Genomic DNA, 19,429 nt, shown 5'->3' with positions numbered 1-19,429 from the left:
GTGGAAGCAGTGCATGAGCCGGTCATGGTCCGCGAAGTGGTGCAGTGGTTGGGGTGCGGACCCGGGCGGAGAATCGCGGACGTCACGGTGGGGCTCGGGGGGCACGCGGCAGCGATCATCGCGGCGTGTGCACCCGACGGGATGCTGGTGGGACTCGACCGGGATTCGGAGGCCCTGGCGATCGCCCGCGATCGGTTGCCGGCGGATCGTGTCCGTCTGCACCAGGCCGACGCTCGCGCGCTTCCGGAGGTGCTGACGGCCGACGGCTGGACGGCCGTTGACGGGGTGCTGTTCGATCTCGGGGTCTCGTCGCTGCAACTCGACACCCCCGAGCGGGGCTTTTCGTTTCAACGCGAGGGACCGCTGGACATGCGTATGGATCACCGTAACCCGCTGACGGCCGCCGAAATCGTCAACGAGTGGCCGGAGCCGGTGTTGGCCGACGTCATTCGGCGATACGGCGAAGAACGGTGGTCCGGCCGGATCGCCGCGGCCATCTCGCGGGCGCGGAACCTCCGACCCATCGCGCACACCCGCGAGTTGGCCGACCTCGTCGTCAACGCCATCCCCGCGAGGTATCGCGCGCCCCATCCTCATCCCGCGACGCGGACCTTTCAAGCCCTGCGCATCGCGGTGAATCACGAGCTGGAAGATCTCGAGCCGGCGCTGGAGGCGGCGCGGCGCTGCGTGACCGCCGGTGGGCGATTGGTGGTGATCACCTTTCATTCGCTGGAAGATCGCATCGTTAAACAGACCTTCCGGCGCTGGGAAGGAGGGTGTGTGTGTCCGCCCGACCTGCCGGTTTGCGCGTGCGGGCGTCGCCGGTTGGCCCGGGTGCTTACCCGACGACCGATTACCCCGAGCGCCGAAGAGGCTCTCGCCAACCCCCGCGCGAGGAGCGCCAAACTCCGCGCAGTCGAGTGCATGGCGGAGGCCGCGTGAGCGCCGACGGAGTCGGGGACTTATTGGGAAGGTCGTGATGCCGGGGAGCGTACGGAGCAGCGTGCTGAGACGATTGGGAGGATGGTGCGTCGGCCCGCGCCGCGCGTGGATGATCTGGGGCGCGGTCGTCTCGCTCAGCGTCGTGGTGCTGTGGCACCACCATCGGACGATTCAGCTGGGTTACGAAACCGAGCGGTTGCAGGCCGAAAAGACCCAACTCGAACGTCTGCATCGTCAACTGCTGATCGAACGCGAAAGCCTGGCGTCGCTCGATCGGATCGAACGATTGGCCGGCGCAATGGGACTCACGCATGTTCCTCCCCGCGAAACCGTGGTGATGCGACTGCCGCCGCTTGAGCCGGATTCGGAGCAACTGTTCGCCGTGGCGGTGGGTCGGGGGGTGTTGCCGACGGACGCGCATGCCGCGCCCTGACGAAACCGACCGCCTGGCTCGTCGGCGTGCCCTGTGGGTGTTCGCCGTGTTCGGGGTGGTCTACGCGGCGCTTGCGGTCCGCGTGGTGTATCTGCAGGTGTTCCGCGGTCCGGAACTGGCTCACCGCGCGGAGCGACAACACGAGAAGGCCGTGGCGGTCGAAGCGGAACGCGGCACCATCTACGATCGCAACGGCCGGATCTTGGCCGCGGATTTGACCGTGCCGTCGCTCTACGCGGTGCCGCCGCTCATCGACAATCCCCAGTCGATCGCCCGTGAGTTGGCTGCGGTGTTGCGGGTGCCAGCCACACCGCTTGCGCGACGCCTGCGCGAAGACCGCGCGTTTGTCTGGCTCGAGCGCCGCGTGGATCCGGCCGTGGCCCACGCGGTGGAGGAGTTGGGGGCCGAGGGGGTTCGCCTACTGCCGGAGCCCCGCCGGATGTATCCCCGCAAGGCGTTGTTGAGCCACGTGTTGGGGTTCGCGGGAACCGACCACGAGGGCCTCGAAGGACTGGAACGGTTCTACGACCGCGAATTGCGCGGCGAAAAGGGCTGGCTGATTTACGAACGCGATGGCGCCGGGCACCGGCTGTTCCCCAAAGGACTCCAATACGTCGCGCCGTCCCGGGGGCGAGATCTGATCCTCACGATCGATGAGGTGATCCAACACATCAGCGAGCGGGAGCTTGACGCCGCCATGGCCGACAGCGGGGCTGAGAGCGGCTCGTTGATCGTGATGGATCCGTGGGACGGCGGCATCCTGGCTCTGGCGGTGCGCCCCACGTTCAACCCCAACGCCGTCGACTATTCGAGCCCCGCGCAGTGGCGCAACCGCGCGATCACCGACGCCTTCGAGCCCGGCTCGACGTTCAAGCTCGTCACCGCGGTCGCGGCGCTGGAAGCCGGCCTGGTCCGACCCAACGAGATCATCGACTGTGAGAACGGGCGCTGGGTGATGCCGGGCGGCGTGTTGCACGACCACGAACCGCTCGGCCGGGTGCCGTTCACCGACGTGATCACCAAGTCCAGCAACATCGGGACCGCCAAGATTGCGCTTCGCCTCGGCGACGAACGGTTGGCGCGCGCCATTGCCGCGTTCGGGTTTGGCAGAAAAACCGGGATCGACCTGGGCGGGGAGGCGCCGGGCCGGGTCCCGCCGGTCGCCCGCTGGTCCAAACGCTCCGCCGCGACCATCGCCATCGGCCAGGAACTCATGGCCACGCCGCTCCAACTGGTCGCGGCCTACGCCGCGGTCGCCAACGGCGGTCGCCTCGTCAGACCTCACCTCGTGGTCCGGGTGGAGGGCTCCGAGGGCCGGGGGGTCGCGGGGCCGTCGGAGGACGCGTCGGGTCCGCGCGTGATGTCGGAACGAACCGCGGCGGTCATGACTCGGCTGCTCGAAGGCGTGGTCGAGCCCGGCGGGACCGGGGCTCTGGCGGCGATCGAGGGCGTGCGGGTGGCGGGCAAGACGGGCACGGCGGAACAGGTGGATCCGGAGACCGGCCGGTACTCGTTCGACCGGGAGGTCACGTCGTTCGTGGGGTTTGCGCCGTCGCGTGCGCCCGCGGTGGTAGTAGCCGTGGTGCTGGAGAATCCGCGCGGCCGGACCTGGGGGGGCACGGTGGCCGGTCCGGTGTTTGCTCGGGTGACCGAGGCGACGCTGCGTTATCTGAGCGCGCCGCGCGACGCGCCCGCACCGCCGCAACACGTGACCCGCGTGGCGTGGCAATGAGGGCTCCCCGCCGGCTCAGCGAGTTGCTTCGTGGCATCCCCGGCATCACCACGCCGGGCGATACCGATCCCGAGATCACGCTGGTGACCGCGGATTCGCGTCGGGTGATTCCCGGGGCGCTGTTCGCGGCGCTACGCGGCGTCCGTCAGGACGGTCATCAGTTTCTCCGCGAAGCCGTCGTCCGCGGGGCGGTCGCAGTGGCAGGCGAGGACGGCAAAGCGATCCGGGCGGTGGCGGGACCGCCGCGTCTGGTGCGGCTCATCGTCCCTGCGGGCGCCGGATGGTTCGGACGGGTGGTGGCTCGCGCATGGGGCGATCCCTCGCATCGGCTCGGTCTGGTCGGCGTGACCGGCACCAACGGCAAAACCACGACCACGCATCTCATCCGGGCGATCTACCAGGCGGCGGGGCGCTCCACCGGTCTGCTCGGCACGGTGTCGTACGCGGTCGGAGAGGAGATCCGTCCTGCGCCGCACACCACGCCCGACGCCGAAACTCTACAGGCGCTGCTGGCGGAAATGGTGGCGCGGTCCGTCACCGACGTGGTGATGGAAGTCTCCTCCCACGCCCTGGCACAGGACCGCGTGGCGGGCTGTGCCTTCGACGTCGGGGTGTTTACGAACCTCACGCAGGATCACCTGGACTTCCACGGCACGATGGACGCGTACGCCGCGGCGAAGCGCCGGCTGTTCGAAGCGCTGGGCGAGGACAACCCGAAGGTGCGGCCCCGCCTGGCCGTGATCAACCGCGACGACCCGCGTTGGAACGAGATGGCTCGGGCGTCGGGCGCGCCGGTGTGGACCTTCGGCCTCGATTCAGGGGCCGATGTCTATCCCGCATCGGTGTCGTCCTCGGTGGACGGTATCCGGTGTCGAGTGCGCACCCCGAAGGGCCAACTGGACCTGACCTCGCCGTTGATCGGGTCGTATAATCTCTCGAACCTCCTTGCGGCGACTGCGGTGGCGGTCGGGCAAGACGTTCCGCCGAAAGCGGTCCGCGAGGGGATCGCCGCGATGATCAGGGTTCCGGGCCGGTTCGACAAGGTCGACGTGGGGCAGGACTTCACCGTGGTAGTGGATTACGCGCACACCGAGGACGCGCTGCGCCGGGTCTTGGCCGTGGCCCGCGAACTCTGCCGCGGTCGCCTCATCACCGTGTTTGGGTGCGGGGGCGATCGCGATCCCGGCAAACGCGCGCCGATGGGGCGCGTGGCGGCTCGCGCGAGCGACTTGGTCATCCTCACGTCGGACAACCCGCGGGGTGAAGACCCGCTGGCCATCATCGAGGCGATCGAGGGCGGCATCCGCGACGAGGTGTCGGCCCGGCCACCGGGCCGCCCGTCGGCGTTTTCGCGTCAGCCGTACCTGACCTTGCCCGACCGGCGGGAAGCGATCGAGCGCGCGGTACAGACCGCCGAGGCTGGCGATCTGGTGGTCATTGCGGGAAAAGGGCACGAGGATTATCAACTCATCGGTTCGCGGCGCCTGTCGTTCGACGACCGGGCGGTTGCGAAAGACGCGATTGAACGGCGACTTGCGGTTCGCGCGCAGTCCGCGTGACGCTGATGAACGGGAGCGAGATGTTTCTGGCGAGTGAATTGGCGGAGGTGGTGAGGGGCCGGATCGTGGCCGGTCGGCCGGACGCGCGGATCGAGGCGATTTCGACCGACACCAGGCGGCTCCCGCGGGGCGCGGTGTTTTGGGCGCTCAAGGGCGAGCGCTTCGACGGTGCGGTGTTCGTGGCGGACGCGCTCGCGGCGGGCGCGTGCGGGGCGGTGGTGGCCGATGCGTCGGTACCCGCCTCCGGGGTCTGGCGGGGCCGCGACGTCGTCATCATCGCGGTGGCCGACCCCCTGCGCGCACTCCAGGATGCCGCGGCGGCGTATCGCGCGCGGTTCGTGATCCCGCTCATCGGCGTGACCGGAAGCAACGGAAAGACCACCACCAAGGAAATGACGGCGGCGATCCTGGCGCGCCGCGGCGGCGTGCTCAAGACGCAGGGGAATCTCAATAACCACATCGGAGTGCCGCTCACCCTCTTGGGACTGTCCGCGGCGCACCGCGTCGCGGTGGTGGAGCTGGGCGTCAATCACCCCGGGGAGATGACGCGCCTGTGCGAGATCGCGCGCCCCACCGTGGGCGTGATCACCAACGTGGGACACGCCCACCTCGAAGGGTTCGGGGGGGTCGAGGAGGTGGCGCGCGCCAAGGGGGAGTTGTTCGCAGCATTGCCCGCCGACGGGATGGCGGTGTTGAACGCGGATGACCCTCGGGTGGCCGGACTCCGCAAGCACCTGCGCTGCGAGTCGCTGACGTTCGGGCTGCGTACCGCGGACGTGCATGGGGGCATCGTCGAAGAGGTCGCGCGGTCGGGCACGCGCGTGGAGATCCGCTACGCCGGGTCGGCGGTGCAGTGCTTCATCCCCGTCGTCGGACGTCACAACGCGTCCAACGCCGTGGCCGCGGCGGCCGTCGCGGTGGCGCTGGGCGTGGACCTCGACACCATTCGGAGCGGCCTGGAGTCGTTCCGGCCCGCCCGGATGCGGAGCGAGCTCGTGTCGACGCCGGCCGGCGTCGACGTGTTCAACGACGCCTACAACGCGAACCCCTCGTCGATGGAGCGGGCGCTGGAAACCGTCGGTCGGTTGCGGGGCGCGGGCCGCGTTTGGGCGGTGTTGGGGGAGATGCGAGAACTCGGCGAGGCCTCGGAGGCGCTGCACCGCGAAGTGGGGCGGGCCGCGGCGCGCGCCTCGCTCGACGGCCTGGTCGCGGTGGGCCCTGCCGCGCGGTGGCTCGCGGACGAGGCGATCAAAGCGGGCATGCCGGCCCGCGCGATCGCGTGGGTAGAGACCGCGGGCGAGGCGCTCCCCGTGATCGCGGCGTGGAGCCGGCCCGGGGATTTGGTCTTGGTCAAAGGGTCGCGGCGAGTGGGGTTGGAGTACGTGGCGGAGGGACTGGGCGTCGGCGCACCCGCGCCGGCGGCCCCCTCCTCCTCATAACAGCGAGCGCGGATGTTCTATCACCTTCTGTATCCCCTGCACACCGACTTCGCGTTCCTCAACGTCTTTCGCTACATCACGTTTCGCACGATCTACGCAGTGTTGACCGCGTTGGTCATCAGTTTCCTGCTCGGGCCCGCCATCATTCGTTGGCTGCAGCGCCTGCACATCGGTCAGCAGATCCGGGAAGAAGGACCCAAGTCGCACCAGGTCAAGTCGGGAACGCCCACGATGGGCGGCCTCCTCATCTTGATTGCCGTGGTGTGCTCGACCGTGTTGTGGACCGATTTGACGAATCGATACGTGTGGGTGGTACTCCTCGCCACGGTCGGGTTCGGACTCATCGGCTTTTGGGACGACTACCTCAAAGTCGTCAAGCGCCACTCGCGGGGTTTGATCCCGCGGTACAAATTTTCGCTCCAAGTGCTCGTGGCTTCGGTGGCCGCAGCCGTGCTGGCTCAGGCCCCGGGGTTTTCGACGCAGATCGCACTCCCGTTTTTCAAGACGGCGCAACTCGACCTGGGCTGGTTCTACCCCGCGTTGGTGCTACTGGTGGTCGTCGGAGCCTCCAATGCCGTCAACCTGACGGACGGGCTCGACGGGTTGGCGATCGGTCCGGTCATCGTGGCCGCCACCGCGTACATGATCGTGGCGTACGCGGCCGGACACCGCAAGATCGCCGACTACCTGCTGATCTCCTACATCGAGGGGTCCGGGGAGCTGGCCGTGTTCTGCGGTGCGATGATCGGCGCGAGCCTCGGGTTCTTGTGGTTCAACACCTATCCCGCCACCGTGTTCATGGGCGACGTGGGTTCGCTGCCGCTCGGTGCGGCGCTGGGTCTGGTGGCGGTGGTGTCCAAACACGAGTTGCTTCTGCTGCTGGTGGGCGGGTTGTTCGTGATCGAAGCCCTGTCCGTGATCTTTCAAGTGGCGTCGTTCAAATCGCGGGGCAAGCGCGTGTTCTTGATGGCGCCGATTCACCACCACTTCGAGCTCAAGGGATGGGAAGAGCCGAAAGTCGTGGTGCGATTCTGGATCATCGCGATCATCCTGGCGCTGCTGAGTTTGAGTACCTTGAAGCTACGGTAGTGGACCTGAAAGGCAAACGGGTGACGGTGGTGGGGCTGGCGCGCAGCGGCGCCGCGGCGGCCCAGTTGTTGCTGCGCGAGCGGGCGGCGGTGTCGGTCACGGACAGCCGCCCGGCCGCGGAACTGGCCCCGTGGACGGCGCGGTTCGAGTCGGGGGAGATCCGTTGGTTCCTGGGGGCGCATCCGGATGAGGCGTTTCGCGACGCGGAGTTGATCGTGCTGAGCCCCGGCGTGCCGCTGACCAGCCCGCCGCTTCAGGCCGCTCAGGCGAGAGGCATTCCGATCTGGAGCGAGCTGGAGCTCGCCTCCCGATTCGTGTCGGCCCCGATCGTCGCGATCACCGGCAGCAACGGCAAGAGCACCACCACGGCGCTGACCGGGGAGATGTGCCAGGGCGCGGGTCGGCGAACCTTCGTGGGCGGGAACATCGGCGTGCCCCTCTCGGAGGCGGTCCAACCCGGCTCGGCGTGGGGTGAGGTCGTGCTCGAGGTTTCCAGCTTTCAGTTGGAAACCGTGGTGACGTTCCGTCCCGCGGTGGCGGCGTTGCTGAACGTCACGCCGGACCACCTCGACCGGTATCCGAATTTCGAGGCGTATGCCAGGGCGAAAGGGCGCATCTTTGAGCGCCAGCGCGCAGAGGATGCGGCCGTTCTGAACGCCGATGACCCGGTGTGCCGCGACCCGGCGTTGACCGGGAAGATCGCCGCTCGGCGGGTGCTGTTTTCGCGGCTGGCCGAGCCGCCCGGCGACGGAGTGTGGGTCGATGGCGGCAACATCGTGTACCGGGTGGGCGGGCGACGCGGGCTGGTCCTGGCGCTGGATCGTCTGCGCATCGCGGGCGTGCACAACGTCGAGAACGCCATGGCCGCCGCCGCGGTCGCGTTGCTTCGCGGGATCGACGCGGCGGTGGTCGGGAACGTCCTGGCGGAGTTTCGCGGGCTGGAACATCGCTCGGAGTTCGTGAGGGAACTGCGGGGCGTGACGTATATCAATGATTCCAAAGGCACGAACGTCGGCGCGGCGCAGAAGTCGCTGGAGAGCTTTCGCCGCCCCGTCATCCTCATTGCAGGCGGCGTGGGCAAGGGGGCGGACTTTTCCGCGCTGCGACCGCTGGTGGCGCGGCGGGTCAAGAAAGCGGTGCTGATCGGGGAGGCGCGGCCGCAGCTCCGGCAGGCGTTTGAAGGGATCACCACCGTGGCCGAAGCGGACGGACTGGAGGAGGCGGTGCGGATCGCCTCCGAGAGCGCAGTGCCTGGCGACGTGGTCCTGTTGTCGCCGGCGTGCGCAAGTTTCGATCTCTTTCGCGATTTCGAAGAGCGGGGCCGACGCTTCAAAGCGTTGGTCAACGCATTATGAGGCGCCGGACCGCTCCGCGTACCCCCAAGGCGTGGCTGAGCGCGCGCCTGGAGCCCGACATGTGGGGGCGCGGCGACGGCCTGATCGTGTTGGTGTCCGGCGTGCTGGTCGTCATCGGGCTGGTCATGGTCTACAGCGCCAGTTCGGCTCTGGCCACCACGCGGTACGGCGACGCGACCCATTTCATCTCCCGCCAAGCGATGTGGGCCGCCGTGGGGGTCGCGGCGTTTGGCGCGGGTGCCGTGATCGATTACCACTGGTGGCGGCGCTTCGTGGTGCCCCTGACCTTGGGGACGATCGCGATCTTGGCCGTGGTGCTTGTGGCCGGCTGGACGGTGAACGGCTCGCGCCGCTGGCTTCGCGCGGGTGGATTCACGATCCAACCCTCTGAGTTCGCGCGCGTGGTGTTCATCGTCTACCTGGCGCACGTGTTGGCCAAACGCGGCGAGGCGTTGCGATCGTTCAAGACCTTGGCCCCAGGGCTTGCGGTGGTGGGGGTGGGGGTGGGCCTGATCGCGGCGGAGCCGGACTTGGGCAACGCCGTGGTGCTCGCGACCGTGGCCGGGCTGTTGTGCGTCCTTGGCGGCGCCCGGTTGACGCACCTGGGGGCGTTGGCGCTCTGCGCAGTCCCGCTCGTGGCCTACGCGGTGATGGGGACGGCTTATCGCAGGCGGCGATGGTTCGCGTTCCTGGATCCCTGGAGCGACCCCACCGACTCGGGGTTCCAGGTCATTCAGTCCTTATTGGCGATCGGCGGGGGCGGGGCGGCCGGGGTCGGGCTCGGCGAGGGGCGGCAAAAGCTGTTCTTCCTCCCCGAACCGCATACCGATTTCATCTACTCGGTGGTGGGGGAGGAATTGGGGTTGTGGGGGACGCTGGCGATCCTGGCGCTGTTCGCCGCGCTGCTGTGGCGTGGCTGGCGGGTGGCGCTGGCCACCGCGGATCCGTTCGGGCGCTTGCTCGCGTTCGGTCTGTCGATCGCGATCGGACTGGCGGCTGCGCTCAACATCGGGGTCGCGACCGGCGTGTTACCCACCAAGGGACTGCCGTTGCCGTTGGTGAGCTACGGCGGGTCGTCGTTGGTGGCCAATCTGTTGGCGGTCGGCATCCTGTTCAATATTTCGCGGCAACGCGGCGTGGGGTGGGGATGCGGATCGTGATCGCGGGCGGCGGTACCGGCGGCCATTTGTACCCTGGGATCGCGTTGGCGCACGAGTTCGTTCGGTTGCGGCCGGGTTCCTCGGTGTTGTTCGTCGGGACCGAGCGGGGGCTGGAGGCGCGCGTGGTGCCTCGCGAAGGGTTTGAACTCGCCACGATCCGGGTCCGCGGGATCGTGGGGCGCGGCGTCTGGCGCGCCGCGGCCACGCTGGTGCGACTACCGGTCGCGTTCGCGCAGGCGTGGGCCGTGCTCAGGCGGTTTCGACCGGATCTGGTGGTGGGGGTCGGCGGATACGCCGCGGCCCCCACGATTGTGGCGGCCCTCCTGATGCGCCGGGCCATCGTGCTGCTGGAGCAGAACGTGCTGCCGGGTCTGACGAACCGGCTCCTGGCGCCGTTGGCCGATGTGGTGGTGGCCGCGTTCGAGGAATCGCGGGCTGCGTGTCGAGGTCGGGTGGAGGTGTTGGGCAACCCGGTCCGCCGGACGGTCGTGACGGCGGGGCGCACCTTACCGCCCGATGCCCCGGCCCTGCTCGTCTTCGGCGGCAGCCAAGGGGCCGTGGCCATCAACCGCGCGGTCACGGGCGCGCTGGGGCGGCTCGCGGCGATCCGAGGGCTGTCGATCGTCCATCAAACCGGACCCGCGGATCACGCCGCCACGCAACGCGCGTACGCGGCCGCGGGCGTGACGGCAAAGGTGGAGCCGTATTTGGACGACATGGGAGCGGCGTACGCAGGCGCGGCGCTGGTGGTCTCGCGCGCTGGGGCCACCACCGTGGCGGAACTCACCGCGTGCGGCCGTCCCGCGGTGCTCATCCCGTATCCACACGCCGCGCACGGCCATCAGGAGCACAACGCCCGCGCGCTGGAGGCGGCCGGCGCCGCGCAGGTGATTTTGGAGCGCGATCTGAGCGGGGAGCGGCTGGGAGAGATGGTCGCGGGGTTGCTCGGCGACCGGCCGCGCCTGACACGAATGGCGGCGGCGAGCCGCAGCCTGGGCCGCCCCGATGCCGGCGAACAGATCGCGCGTCGGTGTCTCGCGCTGGTCGAGGGGTGAGGGACGCCGGTGTATAAGAAGATCCAACGCCTACACTTCGTGGGCATCGGCGGATCGGGGATGAGCGGGATCGCGGAGGTCTTGCTGACACTGGGGTATCGCGTGACGGGGTCGGACCTGGCCGTGTCCGAGGCGACCCGCCGGCTGGAGGGTTTGGGCGGGACGGTGTACATCGGCCATCGCGCCGACCAGGTCGAGGGCGCGCAAGTAGTGGTGGTATCGTCCGCGGTCTCGTCGAGCAACGTCGAAGTGATCGCGGCTCGCGAGCGGATGATCCCGGTGATCCCTCGCGCCGAGATGCTGGCCGAGCTCATGCGGCTCAAATACGGGATTGCTGTCGCCGGCGCGCACGGCAAAACCACCACCACGTCGATGATCGCCACGGTGCTCGCGCACGGCGGATTGGATCCCACCGCGGTGATCGGGGGCAAGCTGAATCGGTTCGGAGGACCGGCCAAACTGGGGCAGGGAGAGTTTCTGGTGGCGGAAGCCGACGAGAGCGACGGGTCGTTCCTCAAGCTCTCGCCCACGATCGCCGTGGTCACCAACATCGACCGCGAACATCTGGATCACTATCACGACCTCGAGGCGATCAAACGCGCGTTCCTCGACTTCATCAACAAGGTGCCGTTCTACGGAGCCGCGGTGCTCTGTCTGGATGAACCGCACCTCCAGGCCTTGATCCCCAAGGTGGAGAAGCGCGTGCGCACCTACGGTCGGACCACCCAGGCGGATCTGACCGTGACGTCGCTGCGCCTGAGCGCCAAGGGCTCTGAATTCGAGGCACGCCTGGGCGCGACCGAACTGGGCCGCTTCACATTGACCGTCCCCGGAGCCCACAACGTGTCCAACGCCATGGCCGCGATCCTGGTGGGCCTGGAGCTGGACGTGCCCGTGTCGGCGATCCGCGAAGGGCTGGCGCAGTTTACGGGGGTCGAACGGCGTTTTCAGATCCGGGGCGAGCGGCGGGGCATCCTCGTGGTCGACGACTACGGGCACCACCCGACCGAGATCCGGGCCACCCTGGCCGCGGCGAAAGACGGGTGGGGGCGACGGGTGGTGGTGGTGTTCCAGCCTCATCGGTATACCAGGACCCGGGATCTCTTCGCGGAATTTTGTACGGCCTTCTACCAGGCCGACGTGGTGCTGGTCCTGGATATCTATCCGGCGGGTGAGCCACCGATCGAGGGGGTCACCGCGCAGGCGCTGGTGGCGGGGATCCGCGAGCACGGGCACCGCGACGCCACGTGGATCGAGAACCGCGACGCGGCGGTGGACCGACTGGTCCAGATCGTGCGACCCGGCGACATGGTAATCACGCTTGGTGCGGGCGACGTGTGGAAGGTGGGGCCCGCGTACTTGGAGCGGGGATGAGCCTGTCCATGAACCTGGACGCGCCAAGGGCGCGACTGGTAATCGGTCCGAAGGGACCTTACAGGTGGCGCAGCACCGGTCATCTGCGGCGTTGCCGCTCTTTAGGTTGCACGGCCGCCTCACCGTCTCGGCGGCGCTCGTGGCTTGGCGCCACTTCTTCGTGGCGCCACTCGCCTCACGTACAACCCAGTACGCTGCGCTCTGGGTCTCGCGGCGCCTTGCATCTGACCGGTCCTGAACAGGCTCAGGTGTTAGGCTCCCTGGACGGGAATCGATGACCGAACGAACAGCATTGACGACACGTTCTGACCTCCGTGCGAGTTTGAAGGACATCAGGGGGGAGGTGCGGTACGACGAGCCTTTGGCGCGGTTCACCTCGATGAAAATCGGCGGCCCCGCCGATGCGCTGGTGATTCCCGCTGACGAGGCCGATCTGCGGGAGGCGTTGCTGGCTGCCCGCGCCGCCCGAGTGCCCGTGATGGTGCTGGGCGGCACCAACATCGTGGTTCGCGACGGCGGCATGGCGGGCGTGGTGCTGCGATTGTCCGGCCTCAAGGCGATCCGGCCTGCGGGGACGAATCGGCTGTACGCCGAAGCCGGAGGCCCGTTCCCCACCTTGGCGCACGCCGCGAAAGACGCGGGGCTATCGGGTCTTGAATTCGCCTGCGGCATTCCCGGCACGGTCGGCGGCGCGGTGGTGATGAACGCGGGGACGCGCGACGGCGAGATCGCCGACGTCTTGGAGAGCGTCCGGTTGATGACGTTCGAGGGCGAGATCGTGGAGATCGCCGCGTCCAAGCTCGGGTTCGCCTACCGCGAGTCGCATCTGCCGCCCGGGGTGTTGGTGGGCTGCACCGTAGGGTTGAAGCCGGACGACCCTCCCGCGATCGAGGGCCGGATGCAGGCGATCCTCGAGTATCGGCGGGAGACGCAGCCGCTGCACCTTCCCAACGCGGGGTGCGTGTTCAAGAACCCGCCCGGCCAGTCGGCCGGCCGGCTCATCGACGAGTTGGGGCTCAAGGGATATCGGATCGGGGGCGTTCAGGTGTCCGAACGCCACGCCAACTTCATGGTCAACGTGGGCGGCGGGACCGCGAAGGACCTGACCGCGCTCATCCGCCACGTGGGCGGCCGGGTTGAACGCGAGCGGGGCGTCACGTTGGAAATGGAAATCCGACTTGTGGGACGGGAATGACGGCCGAACTGCGCGTGGGAGTTTTGATGGGCGGCCGCTCCGCGGAGCGCGAGGTGTCGCTCCGCTCGGGGGAGGCGGTGTTGGGGGCGCTCAGACGCCGGAGCATCGACGCAGTGGGCATCGACGTGGACGCGTCCGTGGTGGAACGGCTGGGTCGCGAGCGCGTCACGCTGGCGTTCATCGCGCTGCACGGCCGCTACGGTGAAGACGGCACGGTTCAGGGCTTGCTGGAAATCCTCGGGATTCCCTACACCGGCTCAGGGGTGCTCGCGAGCGCCCTGGGGATGGACAAGGTCATCTCGCGGACGCTGTTCGCGGCCGCGGGCCTGCCGGTGCCGCGCTACGTGCTCCTCACGGAGCCCGCGCCCCCTCCATTGCCCTTCGCGTTTCCGGTGGTCGTCAAACCCAACGGGGAAGGCTCGAGCGTGGGGGTCAGTCTCGTTGCGAGCGCCGCGGACCTTCCCACGGCGCTGGGCGAGGCGTTTCGGTACGACCGGCGGGTGCTCATCGAGGCGTACATCGCGGGAAAAGAAGTGCAAGTCGGCATTCTGGGCGACCGCGCGCTGGGCGCGATCGAGATCCGCTCCAAGACCGCGTTCTACGACTACACCGCCAAATACACGCCGGGGATGTCCGAGCACATCTTTCCGGCCACGCTGCCGCCCGACGTCATGCGGCGCACCCTGGACGTGGGGTTGGGCGCGTTTCGGGCGCTGCGGGGCGCGGGATACGGCCGGGTGGATTGCCTGGTCGACCAAGCGGGCACGCCATACGTGCTCGAGGTCAATACCCTCCCGGGACTGACCGAGACGAGCCTTCTGCCCGACATCGCGCGGGGCGTCGGACTCTCGTTCGACGACCTGGTGGTGGCGATCGTGCGCGAGGCGCAGGGGTCGGGGGCATGAAGCGACCAAAACGCCTGGCGCGTCGCCTGATCGGGCGGTTCGCGCTGGCCGGGCTCGCCGGTGGCGTGCTGTGGTGGACGGCTCGCAGTCTCTGTGGGGCTGGCGACACGGCCGGGTTGTGCGGCTGGGACACAATCGAGCGGGTGGAGGTCCGGGGCACGGTTCGACTGAATGCCGATCAGGTCCGGGCGTGGGCGGCCGTGCCCCTCGGGGCGCACCTGTGGACGACCAAGGGCGAACAGCTCGTCGCGCGGCTCGAAGGCCGCCCATGGGTCAAGGCCGTGACCATCACGAAGCGATTCCCCGATACGCTCGTCATCGAGGTGGCCGAGTGCGTACCCGCTGCAGTGGCCGCGACCGATCGAGGCCGCGTCTTGGTGGACGCCGACGGGTGGGCGATCGGCCCCGCCTCACTTGCCCACGGCTTTCCGGTGATCGTCGGGGCGTCGACGTCGCGGCCCGAGCGGCTCCGGCTGGCGGCGCGAATTCTGGCCGGATTCCGTGCGGCGGACGTCTCGTTGGCCCCGATCGACTCGTTGGTCATCGACGTGGCAAACCCCGACGACCCCGTGGTCAGGCTGCCGGACGGAATACACGTGCGGATCGGGCGCGGTGGCTTCGTCGAAAAGTGGCGCCGGGTCCAAGCGATCGCCGACAACGCAACGGAGCGAATCCCGAGTCCGCGGCTGGTGGACCTGCGGTTTCCCGACCGCGCGGTGGTCACCGGGTGGGATCGGGCGCTGTAGCCGCGATGGGCGCCTGAGAGGAGGAGAGTCGTGGCGAAGAGAGATCAGATCGTCGTGGGGTTGGACGTGGGGACCACGAAAATCTGCGCCATCGTGGGCGAGGTATCGGAGGGGGCGATACCCGGGGAGCGCCCCCACGTGAAAATCATCGGCATCGGCACCCACCCGTCGCGGGGGTTGCGCAAGGGGGTGGTGGTCAACGTCGAGAGCACGATCGAGTCGATCAAAAAAGCCGTGGAAGAGGCCGAGCTGATGGCCGGGGTGGAGATCAACTCCGTCTACACCGGGATCGCCGGCTCGCACATCAAAGGCTTCAACAGCCGCGGGGTGATCGCGATCAAGAACCGCGAGGTCGCGGCGGCGGACGTCAAGCGGGTGGTGGAGGCGGCCAAGGCGGTGGCGATTCCCATGGACCGCGAAATTCTCCACGTGCTGCCGCGCGGATTCTCGGTGGACGACCAGGAAGGGATCAAAGACCCGATCGGGATGTTCGGGACCCGCCTTGAGGTTGAGGTCCACATTATCACCGGGGCGGTGACGTCCGCGCAAAACATCGTCCGCTCGATCAACCGCGCGGGCCTGGAGGTGATCGATCTAATCCTGCAGCCGCTCGCGTCCAGCGAGGCCGTGCTGACGCCCGAAGAACGCGAGTTGGGCGTGGCGATGGTCGACATCGGCGGCGGCACCACCGACTTGGCCACGATCGTGGACCATGGCGTCTGGCACACGGCGGTGTTGGGGATCGGCGGGAATCACCTCACCAACGACATTGCGGTGGGCTTGCGCACCCCCGCCTACGAAGCCGAAAAGATCAAAATCCGTTACGGATGCGCAGCCACCTCGATGGTGCGCGACCACGAGACCATCGAAGTGCCGAGCATGGGTGGACGGCCGCCGCGGGTGTTGTCGCGACAACTCTTGTCCGAAATTATCGAACCGCGCGCGGAGGAGATGTTTTCGCTGGTCGCTCAGGAGTTGCGCCGGATGGGGTACGAGGACCGCGTGGCGGCCGGGGTCGTGATCACCGGCGGGACGTCCATCCTTGATGGAATGCCCGAATTGGCCGAGCGCGTGATGAATCTGCCCGTGCGCCGCGGCGCGCCGCTGGACGTGGGGGGGCTGGTCGACATCATCAACAGCCCGATGTACGCGACCGGTGTGGGGTTGATCCTGTATGGGGCCAAGCACCGCGAGCCAACCCGCGCGCCCCGTAACGGCCACGGGGCATGGCATCGGGTGGTCCGTAAGATGAGGGATTGGGCCCAGGAGTTCTTTTAGGAGCTGATCAGAATCATGTAGTTCTGAGCCTGTTCAGGAAAGCGCCGGATGCAAGGCGGAGCGAGAACCGGAGCGGAGCGTACTGGGTTGTACGTGAGCACCGGAAGCGCAGCGACAACGCCGCAGACGGCCTTTCATGGACAGGCTCCTAGCCCGCGCGCCGCGGGACTGCGGGCCGGCATGAGGCCGACCAACACGCGGCAGGGAGGAGACGGCATGTTCCTATTTGACGAAGAAACGCAGGGCACGATGCCCGCCCGCATCATCGTGATGGGCGTCGGGGGCGGGGGCTGTAACGCCATCGCAACGATGATCGCGAGCGGCTTGAGCCAGGTGGAGTTTGTCGTCGCGAACACCGACCTGCAGGTGTTGCGCTCGTCGCCGGCGAGCACCAAGATCCAGCTGGGGGCGCGTCTCACCAAAGGGCTGGGGGCGGGTGCCAATCCGCAAGTCGGGCGGGATGCCGCGCTGGAAGACGCGGATCGGATCCGCGAAGTCTTGGCCGGGGCCGACATGGTCTTCATCACCGCGGGATTGGGCGGCGGCACCGGCACCGGGGCCGCGCCGGTCATCGCGGGAATCGCCAAAGAAACCGGCGCGCTGACGGTGGCGGTGGTCACCAAGCCGTTTACGTTCGAAGGCGCGCGGCGCATGCGCCAGGCGGACGAGGGCGTGCGCGAGCTGCGGACCGCGTGCGATACGATGCTAGTGATCCCCAATCAGCGTCTGCTCAGCGTGGTGGAAAAGGGCACGCCCTTGACACGTGCGTTTGCGGTCGCCGATGATATCCTGCGCCAGGCGGTGCAGGGGATCGCTGAGGTCATTACGGTCCCGGGCCTGGTGAACGTCGACTTTGCGGATGTCAGGGCGATCATGACGCACATGGGACGCGCAGTGATGGGCATGGGACGGGCGCGCGGCGAACAGCGCGCGGTCGAGGCCGCACAGCGCGCGATCGCCAGCCCGTTGCTCGAAGACGGGTCAATCCAAGGCGCGCGGGGCGTGCTCATCAACATCACGGGCGGTCCCGACCTCTCGTTGCACGAGGTGACCGAAGCCTCGTCGATCATCCAGGAGGCCGCCGACCCCGACGCCAACATCATTTTCGGCTCGGTAGTCAACGACCAACTTGCGGACGACGTGCTGGTCACCGTGATTGCGACCGGATTCGACCTGCCGACGGAGGCGCCCGTTCGGTCGCTGAACGACGCCCCCGCGCGGCAGGTGGGGCCCGTGGCGGTTCCGGTGGCGTCGCCTTCCACGCGTAGCCTGTTTATGGAAGTCGCTTCGCCGACGAAAAAGACCGCGAACGTGAAGTCCCGAGATGGACTGACGGAGGAGGAGTGGGACGTGCCCACCTTCCTTCGCAAACAATTGGACTAGTGGACCAAGGCGTGTCCGTCTCGGCGTACCGCGTTGACGTCGGCGTGGAAGGGGAATGGATTGTCCTGAGCGGATTTTCCGCGCCGCATCGGTTCGGGACCCGGCGGTTCCCCGCCGCATCGACGCGGTCGATCGAAGGCACGCCGGTCCTGAGCGCGCGACAAGTGCACAAAGACGCCATCGTGGCGGTCCCGTCCGACGAGCGTGACGCCGCGCAGTGGCAGACCGAAACCGCCGGGGCGGACGCCGACGGTCTGACGACCGATCGGACGGACTGCTGGCTGGGGGTAACCACCGCGGATTGCGTGCCGCTGCTGTTGCACGATCCCGGGGCGAGGGCCGTCGCCGCGGTCCACGCCGGCTGGCGGGGCGCGCTGTTGGGCGTCGCGCACGCCGCGGTGCGGACTATGGTGGATCGTTTCGGCGCCAGCGCGTCGCGTCTGGAAGCTGCGCTGGGTCCGCATATCGGGCCCTGCTGTTTTGAAGTCGGCCGCGCGGTCTTGGAGCCGTTGTCGCGTTTGCCCGAAGGGGACCGGTGGGTGTCTCGCCGCTCCGGAGAGAAGGGACACTTCGACCTCGGCGGGTTCGTCCGCTGGCAACTGGCCGAGACCGGGATTGCGCCGGAACGCGTCGTAGCCCTTGGCCTTTGCACGCGGTGCCAGCCGGCGTTGTTCTCATCCTACCGTAGGGAGGGGAAGCGGCCGCAAGGCATGTTGAGCGCCGTGCACGTCGCGGCCGGGGCCTGACGCTGACTGCGACGACGATCGCCGATCGCATGGCCGATGTCTACGAGCGGATCGCGCGCGCGGCCGAACGCGCGGGGCGGAATCCGTTGTCGGTCCGTCTCATCGGCGTCACCAAGGGTGTGGGGCTTCCCGCGATCCGGGAGGCGTTCGAATCCGGCTTGCGCGACGTCGGTGAAAACCGGGTGCAGGAGGCACTCGAGAAGATGGCTTCAGCTGACGCGTGGAGCGGGTCCGACTCCGCTCGTCTGGCTTGGCACCTGGTCGGGCGATTGCAGAGCAACAAAGTTCGCGCCGCGGTGGGACGTTTTGACGTGATTCATTCGGTCGACAGTCTGCGACTGGGCCAGGCGATCGACGACGCGGCGGCCCGCGCAGGGCTCGTCCAGCGCGTTCTGATTCAGGTCAACGTGGGCCGCGAGCCGCAAAAAGGCGGGGTGGCCCCGGAGGAGGTGGAGCCGCTCTGGAACACCCTCAGTTCGTGCCGCCACGTGCGGCTGGACGGGTTGATGGCTATTCCCCCGGCGGCTTCGGACCCCGAACAGATGCGCCAGTACTTTCAGGAACTGCGCCGCCTGGGCTGCGTGGTCGGGGCTGCCGAGTATTCCATGGGCATGAGCGGTGATTTCGAAATCGCGGTCGAAGAAGGGGCCACGATGGTCAGAGTCGGTACCGCGATTTTTGGACTGCGGGTGGTAGCGTGAAGGGAGACGCATGTTCGTAGCAGCGAATTTTCTGTCGGCGCTGGCCGGGGTGTTGGATATGGTCTTAACCTTTTACATGTGGGTAGTCATCATCGCTGCCCTGTTGTCGTGGGTCAACCCGGACCCGTACAACCCCATCGTGCAGTTCCTCCGTAAAGTGACGGAGCCGGTGTTCCACCCAATCCGCCGAGTCATGGGAGGCTACGGATTGGGCATCGATCTCTCACCGCTCGTGGTCATTGTTATTATCTATTTCCTACGGTGGTCCGTGGTCGCGAGCTTACAGCAGGCGGCGATGAAGATGCACTGACGCACAACACGGGGAGCGCGCCGCTTA

General features: G+C 68.0%; 18 protein-coding genes. All 18 read left to right on the top strand.

Going from position 1 to position 19,429, the window contains the following annotated elements; all coding sequences use genetic code 11:
- Positions 1 to 9 precede the first annotated feature (9 nt).
- Positions 10 to 942 (top strand): 16S rRNA (cytosine(1402)-N(4))-methyltransferase RsmH, encoded by a 933-nt coding sequence (gene rsmH / locus AB1451_06645; protein MEW6682587.1) that lies wholly within the window; start codon positions 10 to 12, stop codon positions 940 to 942.
- 61 nt (positions 943 to 1,003) lie between these two features.
- Positions 1,004 to 1,375, top strand: coding sequence for a cell division protein FtsL (locus tag AB1451_06640; GenBank protein ID MEW6682586.1), 372 nt, complete (start codon positions 1,004 to 1,006; stop codon positions 1,373 to 1,375).
- A complete protein-coding gene (locus AB1451_06635; GenBank protein ID MEW6682585.1) occupies positions 1,362 to 3,107 on the top strand; it encodes a penicillin-binding protein 2 in 1,746 nt (581 codons plus the stop codon). The genes AB1451_06640 and AB1451_06635 overlap by 14 nt, the downstream gene beginning before the upstream one ends.
- Entirely contained in the window at positions 3,104 to 4,666 is a 1,563-nt protein-coding gene (locus tag AB1451_06630; protein MEW6682584.1) for a UDP-N-acetylmuramoyl-L-alanyl-D-glutamate--2,6-diaminopimelate ligase, read from the top strand. Before AB1451_06635 ends, AB1451_06630 begins: the two co-directional genes overlap by 4 nt.
- 5 nt (positions 4,667 to 4,671) lie before the next feature.
- Entirely contained in the window at positions 4,672 to 6,105 is a 1,434-nt protein-coding gene (gene murF / locus AB1451_06625; GenBank protein MEW6682583.1) for a UDP-N-acetylmuramoyl-tripeptide--D-alanyl-D-alanine ligase, read from the top strand.
- Between the two features lie 12 nt (positions 6,106 to 6,117).
- Positions 6,118 to 7,194, top strand: coding sequence for a phospho-N-acetylmuramoyl-pentapeptide-transferase (gene mraY / locus AB1451_06620; GenBank protein MEW6682582.1), 1,077 nt, complete (start codon positions 6,118 to 6,120; stop codon positions 7,192 to 7,194).
- Positions 7,194 to 8,549 carry a UDP-N-acetylmuramoyl-L-alanine--D-glutamate ligase gene (gene murD, locus AB1451_06615; GenBank protein ID MEW6682581.1) on the top strand — a complete coding sequence of 452 codons (1,356 nt, stop codon included), beginning with the start codon at positions 7,194 to 7,196 and terminating at the stop codon, positions 8,547 to 8,549. The genes mraY and murD overlap by 1 nt, the downstream gene beginning before the upstream one ends.
- Positions 8,546 to 9,709 (top strand): putative lipid II flippase FtsW, encoded by a 1,164-nt coding sequence (gene ftsW, locus AB1451_06610; GenBank protein ID MEW6682580.1) that lies wholly within the window; start codon positions 8,546 to 8,548, stop codon positions 9,707 to 9,709. The genes murD and ftsW overlap by 4 nt, the downstream gene beginning before the upstream one ends.
- Positions 9,697 to 10,764 (top strand): undecaprenyldiphospho-muramoylpentapeptide beta-N-acetylglucosaminyltransferase, encoded by a 1,068-nt coding sequence (gene murG, locus AB1451_06605; protein ID MEW6682579.1) that lies wholly within the window; start codon positions 9,697 to 9,699, stop codon positions 10,762 to 10,764. The genes ftsW and murG overlap by 13 nt, the downstream gene beginning before the upstream one ends.
- 9 nt (positions 10,765 to 10,773) lie before the next feature.
- The gene (murC, locus tag AB1451_06600) at positions 10,774 to 12,138 is read left to right on the top strand and encodes a UDP-N-acetylmuramate--L-alanine ligase (protein ID MEW6682578.1); all 1,365 of its coding nucleotides are present in this window, start codon (positions 10,774 to 10,776) and stop codon (positions 12,136 to 12,138) included.
- A gap of 274 nt (positions 12,139 to 12,412) precedes the next feature.
- Complete coding sequence (gene murB, locus AB1451_06595) at positions 12,413 to 13,333, top strand: UDP-N-acetylmuramate dehydrogenase (protein MEW6682577.1); 921 nt, start codon at positions 12,413 to 12,415, stop codon at positions 13,331 to 13,333.
- Positions 13,330 to 14,238: a D-alanine--D-alanine ligase gene (locus AB1451_06590; protein ID MEW6682576.1), complete on the top strand. Its 909-nt coding sequence runs from the start codon at positions 13,330 to 13,332 to the stop codon at positions 14,236 to 14,238. The genes murB and AB1451_06590 overlap by 4 nt, the downstream gene beginning before the upstream one ends.
- Positions 14,235 to 14,984, top strand: coding sequence for an FtsQ-type POTRA domain-containing protein (locus AB1451_06585; protein MEW6682575.1), 750 nt, complete (start codon positions 14,235 to 14,237; stop codon positions 14,982 to 14,984). The genes AB1451_06590 and AB1451_06585 overlap by 4 nt, the downstream gene beginning before the upstream one ends.
- Before the next feature lie 30 nt (positions 14,985 to 15,014).
- The gene (gene ftsA / locus AB1451_06580; protein ID MEW6682574.1) at positions 15,015 to 16,262 is read left to right on the top strand and encodes a cell division protein FtsA; all 1,248 of its coding nucleotides are present in this window, start codon (positions 15,015 to 15,017) and stop codon (positions 16,260 to 16,262) included.
- Positions 16,263 to 16,478: 216 nt separating this feature from the next.
- The gene (gene ftsZ, locus AB1451_06575; GenBank protein ID MEW6682573.1) at positions 16,479 to 17,645 is read left to right on the top strand and encodes a cell division protein FtsZ; all 1,167 of its coding nucleotides are present in this window, start codon (positions 16,479 to 16,481) and stop codon (positions 17,643 to 17,645) included.
- Positions 17,646 to 17,656: 11 nt separating this feature from the next.
- The gene (pgeF, locus tag AB1451_06570; GenBank protein ID MEW6682572.1) at positions 17,657 to 18,391 is read left to right on the top strand and encodes a peptidoglycan editing factor PgeF; all 735 of its coding nucleotides are present in this window, start codon (positions 17,657 to 17,659) and stop codon (positions 18,389 to 18,391) included.
- Entirely contained in the window at positions 18,388 to 19,092 is a 705-nt protein-coding gene (locus tag AB1451_06565; protein MEW6682571.1) for a YggS family pyridoxal phosphate-dependent enzyme, read from the top strand. Before pgeF ends, AB1451_06565 begins: the two co-directional genes overlap by 4 nt.
- Positions 19,093 to 19,102: 10 nt before the next feature.
- Positions 19,103 to 19,402 (top strand): YggT family protein, encoded by a 300-nt coding sequence (locus AB1451_06560; protein ID MEW6682570.1) that lies wholly within the window; start codon positions 19,103 to 19,105, stop codon positions 19,400 to 19,402.
- Positions 19,403 to 19,429 lie beyond the last annotated feature (27 nt).

Source organism: Nitrospirota bacterium, assembly GCA_040757335.1.
GTDB lineage: Bacteria > Nitrospirota > Nitrospiria > 2-01-FULL-66-17 > 2-01-FULL-66-17 > JBFLXB01.
This window is presented reverse-complemented; position numbering and strand designations above follow the sequence as displayed.

Bases quoted from the DNA above. Each gene is read 5' to 3' on its own strand.
- AB1451_06585 (MEW6682575.1), top strand. From the start codon at position 14,235: ATGAAGCGACCAAAACGCCTGGCGCGTCGCCTGATCGGGCGGTTCGCG.
- murG (MEW6682579.1), top strand. From the start codon at position 9,697: ATGCGGATCGTGATCGCGGGCGGCGGTACCGGCGGCCATTTGTACCCT.
- mraY (MEW6682582.1), top strand. From the start codon at position 6,118: ATGTTCTATCACCTTCTGTATCCCCTGCACACCGACTTCGCGTTCCTC.
- AB1451_06590 (MEW6682576.1), top strand. From the start codon at position 13,330: ATGACGGCCGAACTGCGCGTGGGAGTTTTGATGGGCGGCCGCTCCGCG.
- ftsZ (MEW6682573.1), top strand. From the start codon at position 16,479: ATGTTCCTATTTGACGAAGAAACGCAGGGCACGATGCCCGCCCGCATC.
- ftsW (MEW6682580.1), top strand. From the start codon at position 8,546: ATGAGGCGCCGGACCGCTCCGCGTACCCCCAAGGCGTGGCTGAGCGCG.
- AB1451_06635 (MEW6682585.1), top strand. From the start codon at position 1,362: ATGCCGCGCCCTGACGAAACCGACCGCCTGGCTCGTCGGCGTGCCCTG.
- murB (MEW6682577.1), top strand. From the start codon at position 12,413: ATGACCGAACGAACAGCATTGACGACACGTTCTGACCTCCGTGCGAGT.
- AB1451_06560 (MEW6682570.1), top strand. From the start codon at position 19,103: ATGTTCGTAGCAGCGAATTTTCTGTCGGCGCTGGCCGGGGTGTTGGAT.
- AB1451_06630 (MEW6682584.1), top strand. From the start codon at position 3,104: ATGAGGGCTCCCCGCCGGCTCAGCGAGTTGCTTCGTGGCATCCCCGGC.
- murF (MEW6682583.1), top strand. From the start codon at position 4,672: ATGAACGGGAGCGAGATGTTTCTGGCGAGTGAATTGGCGGAGGTGGTG.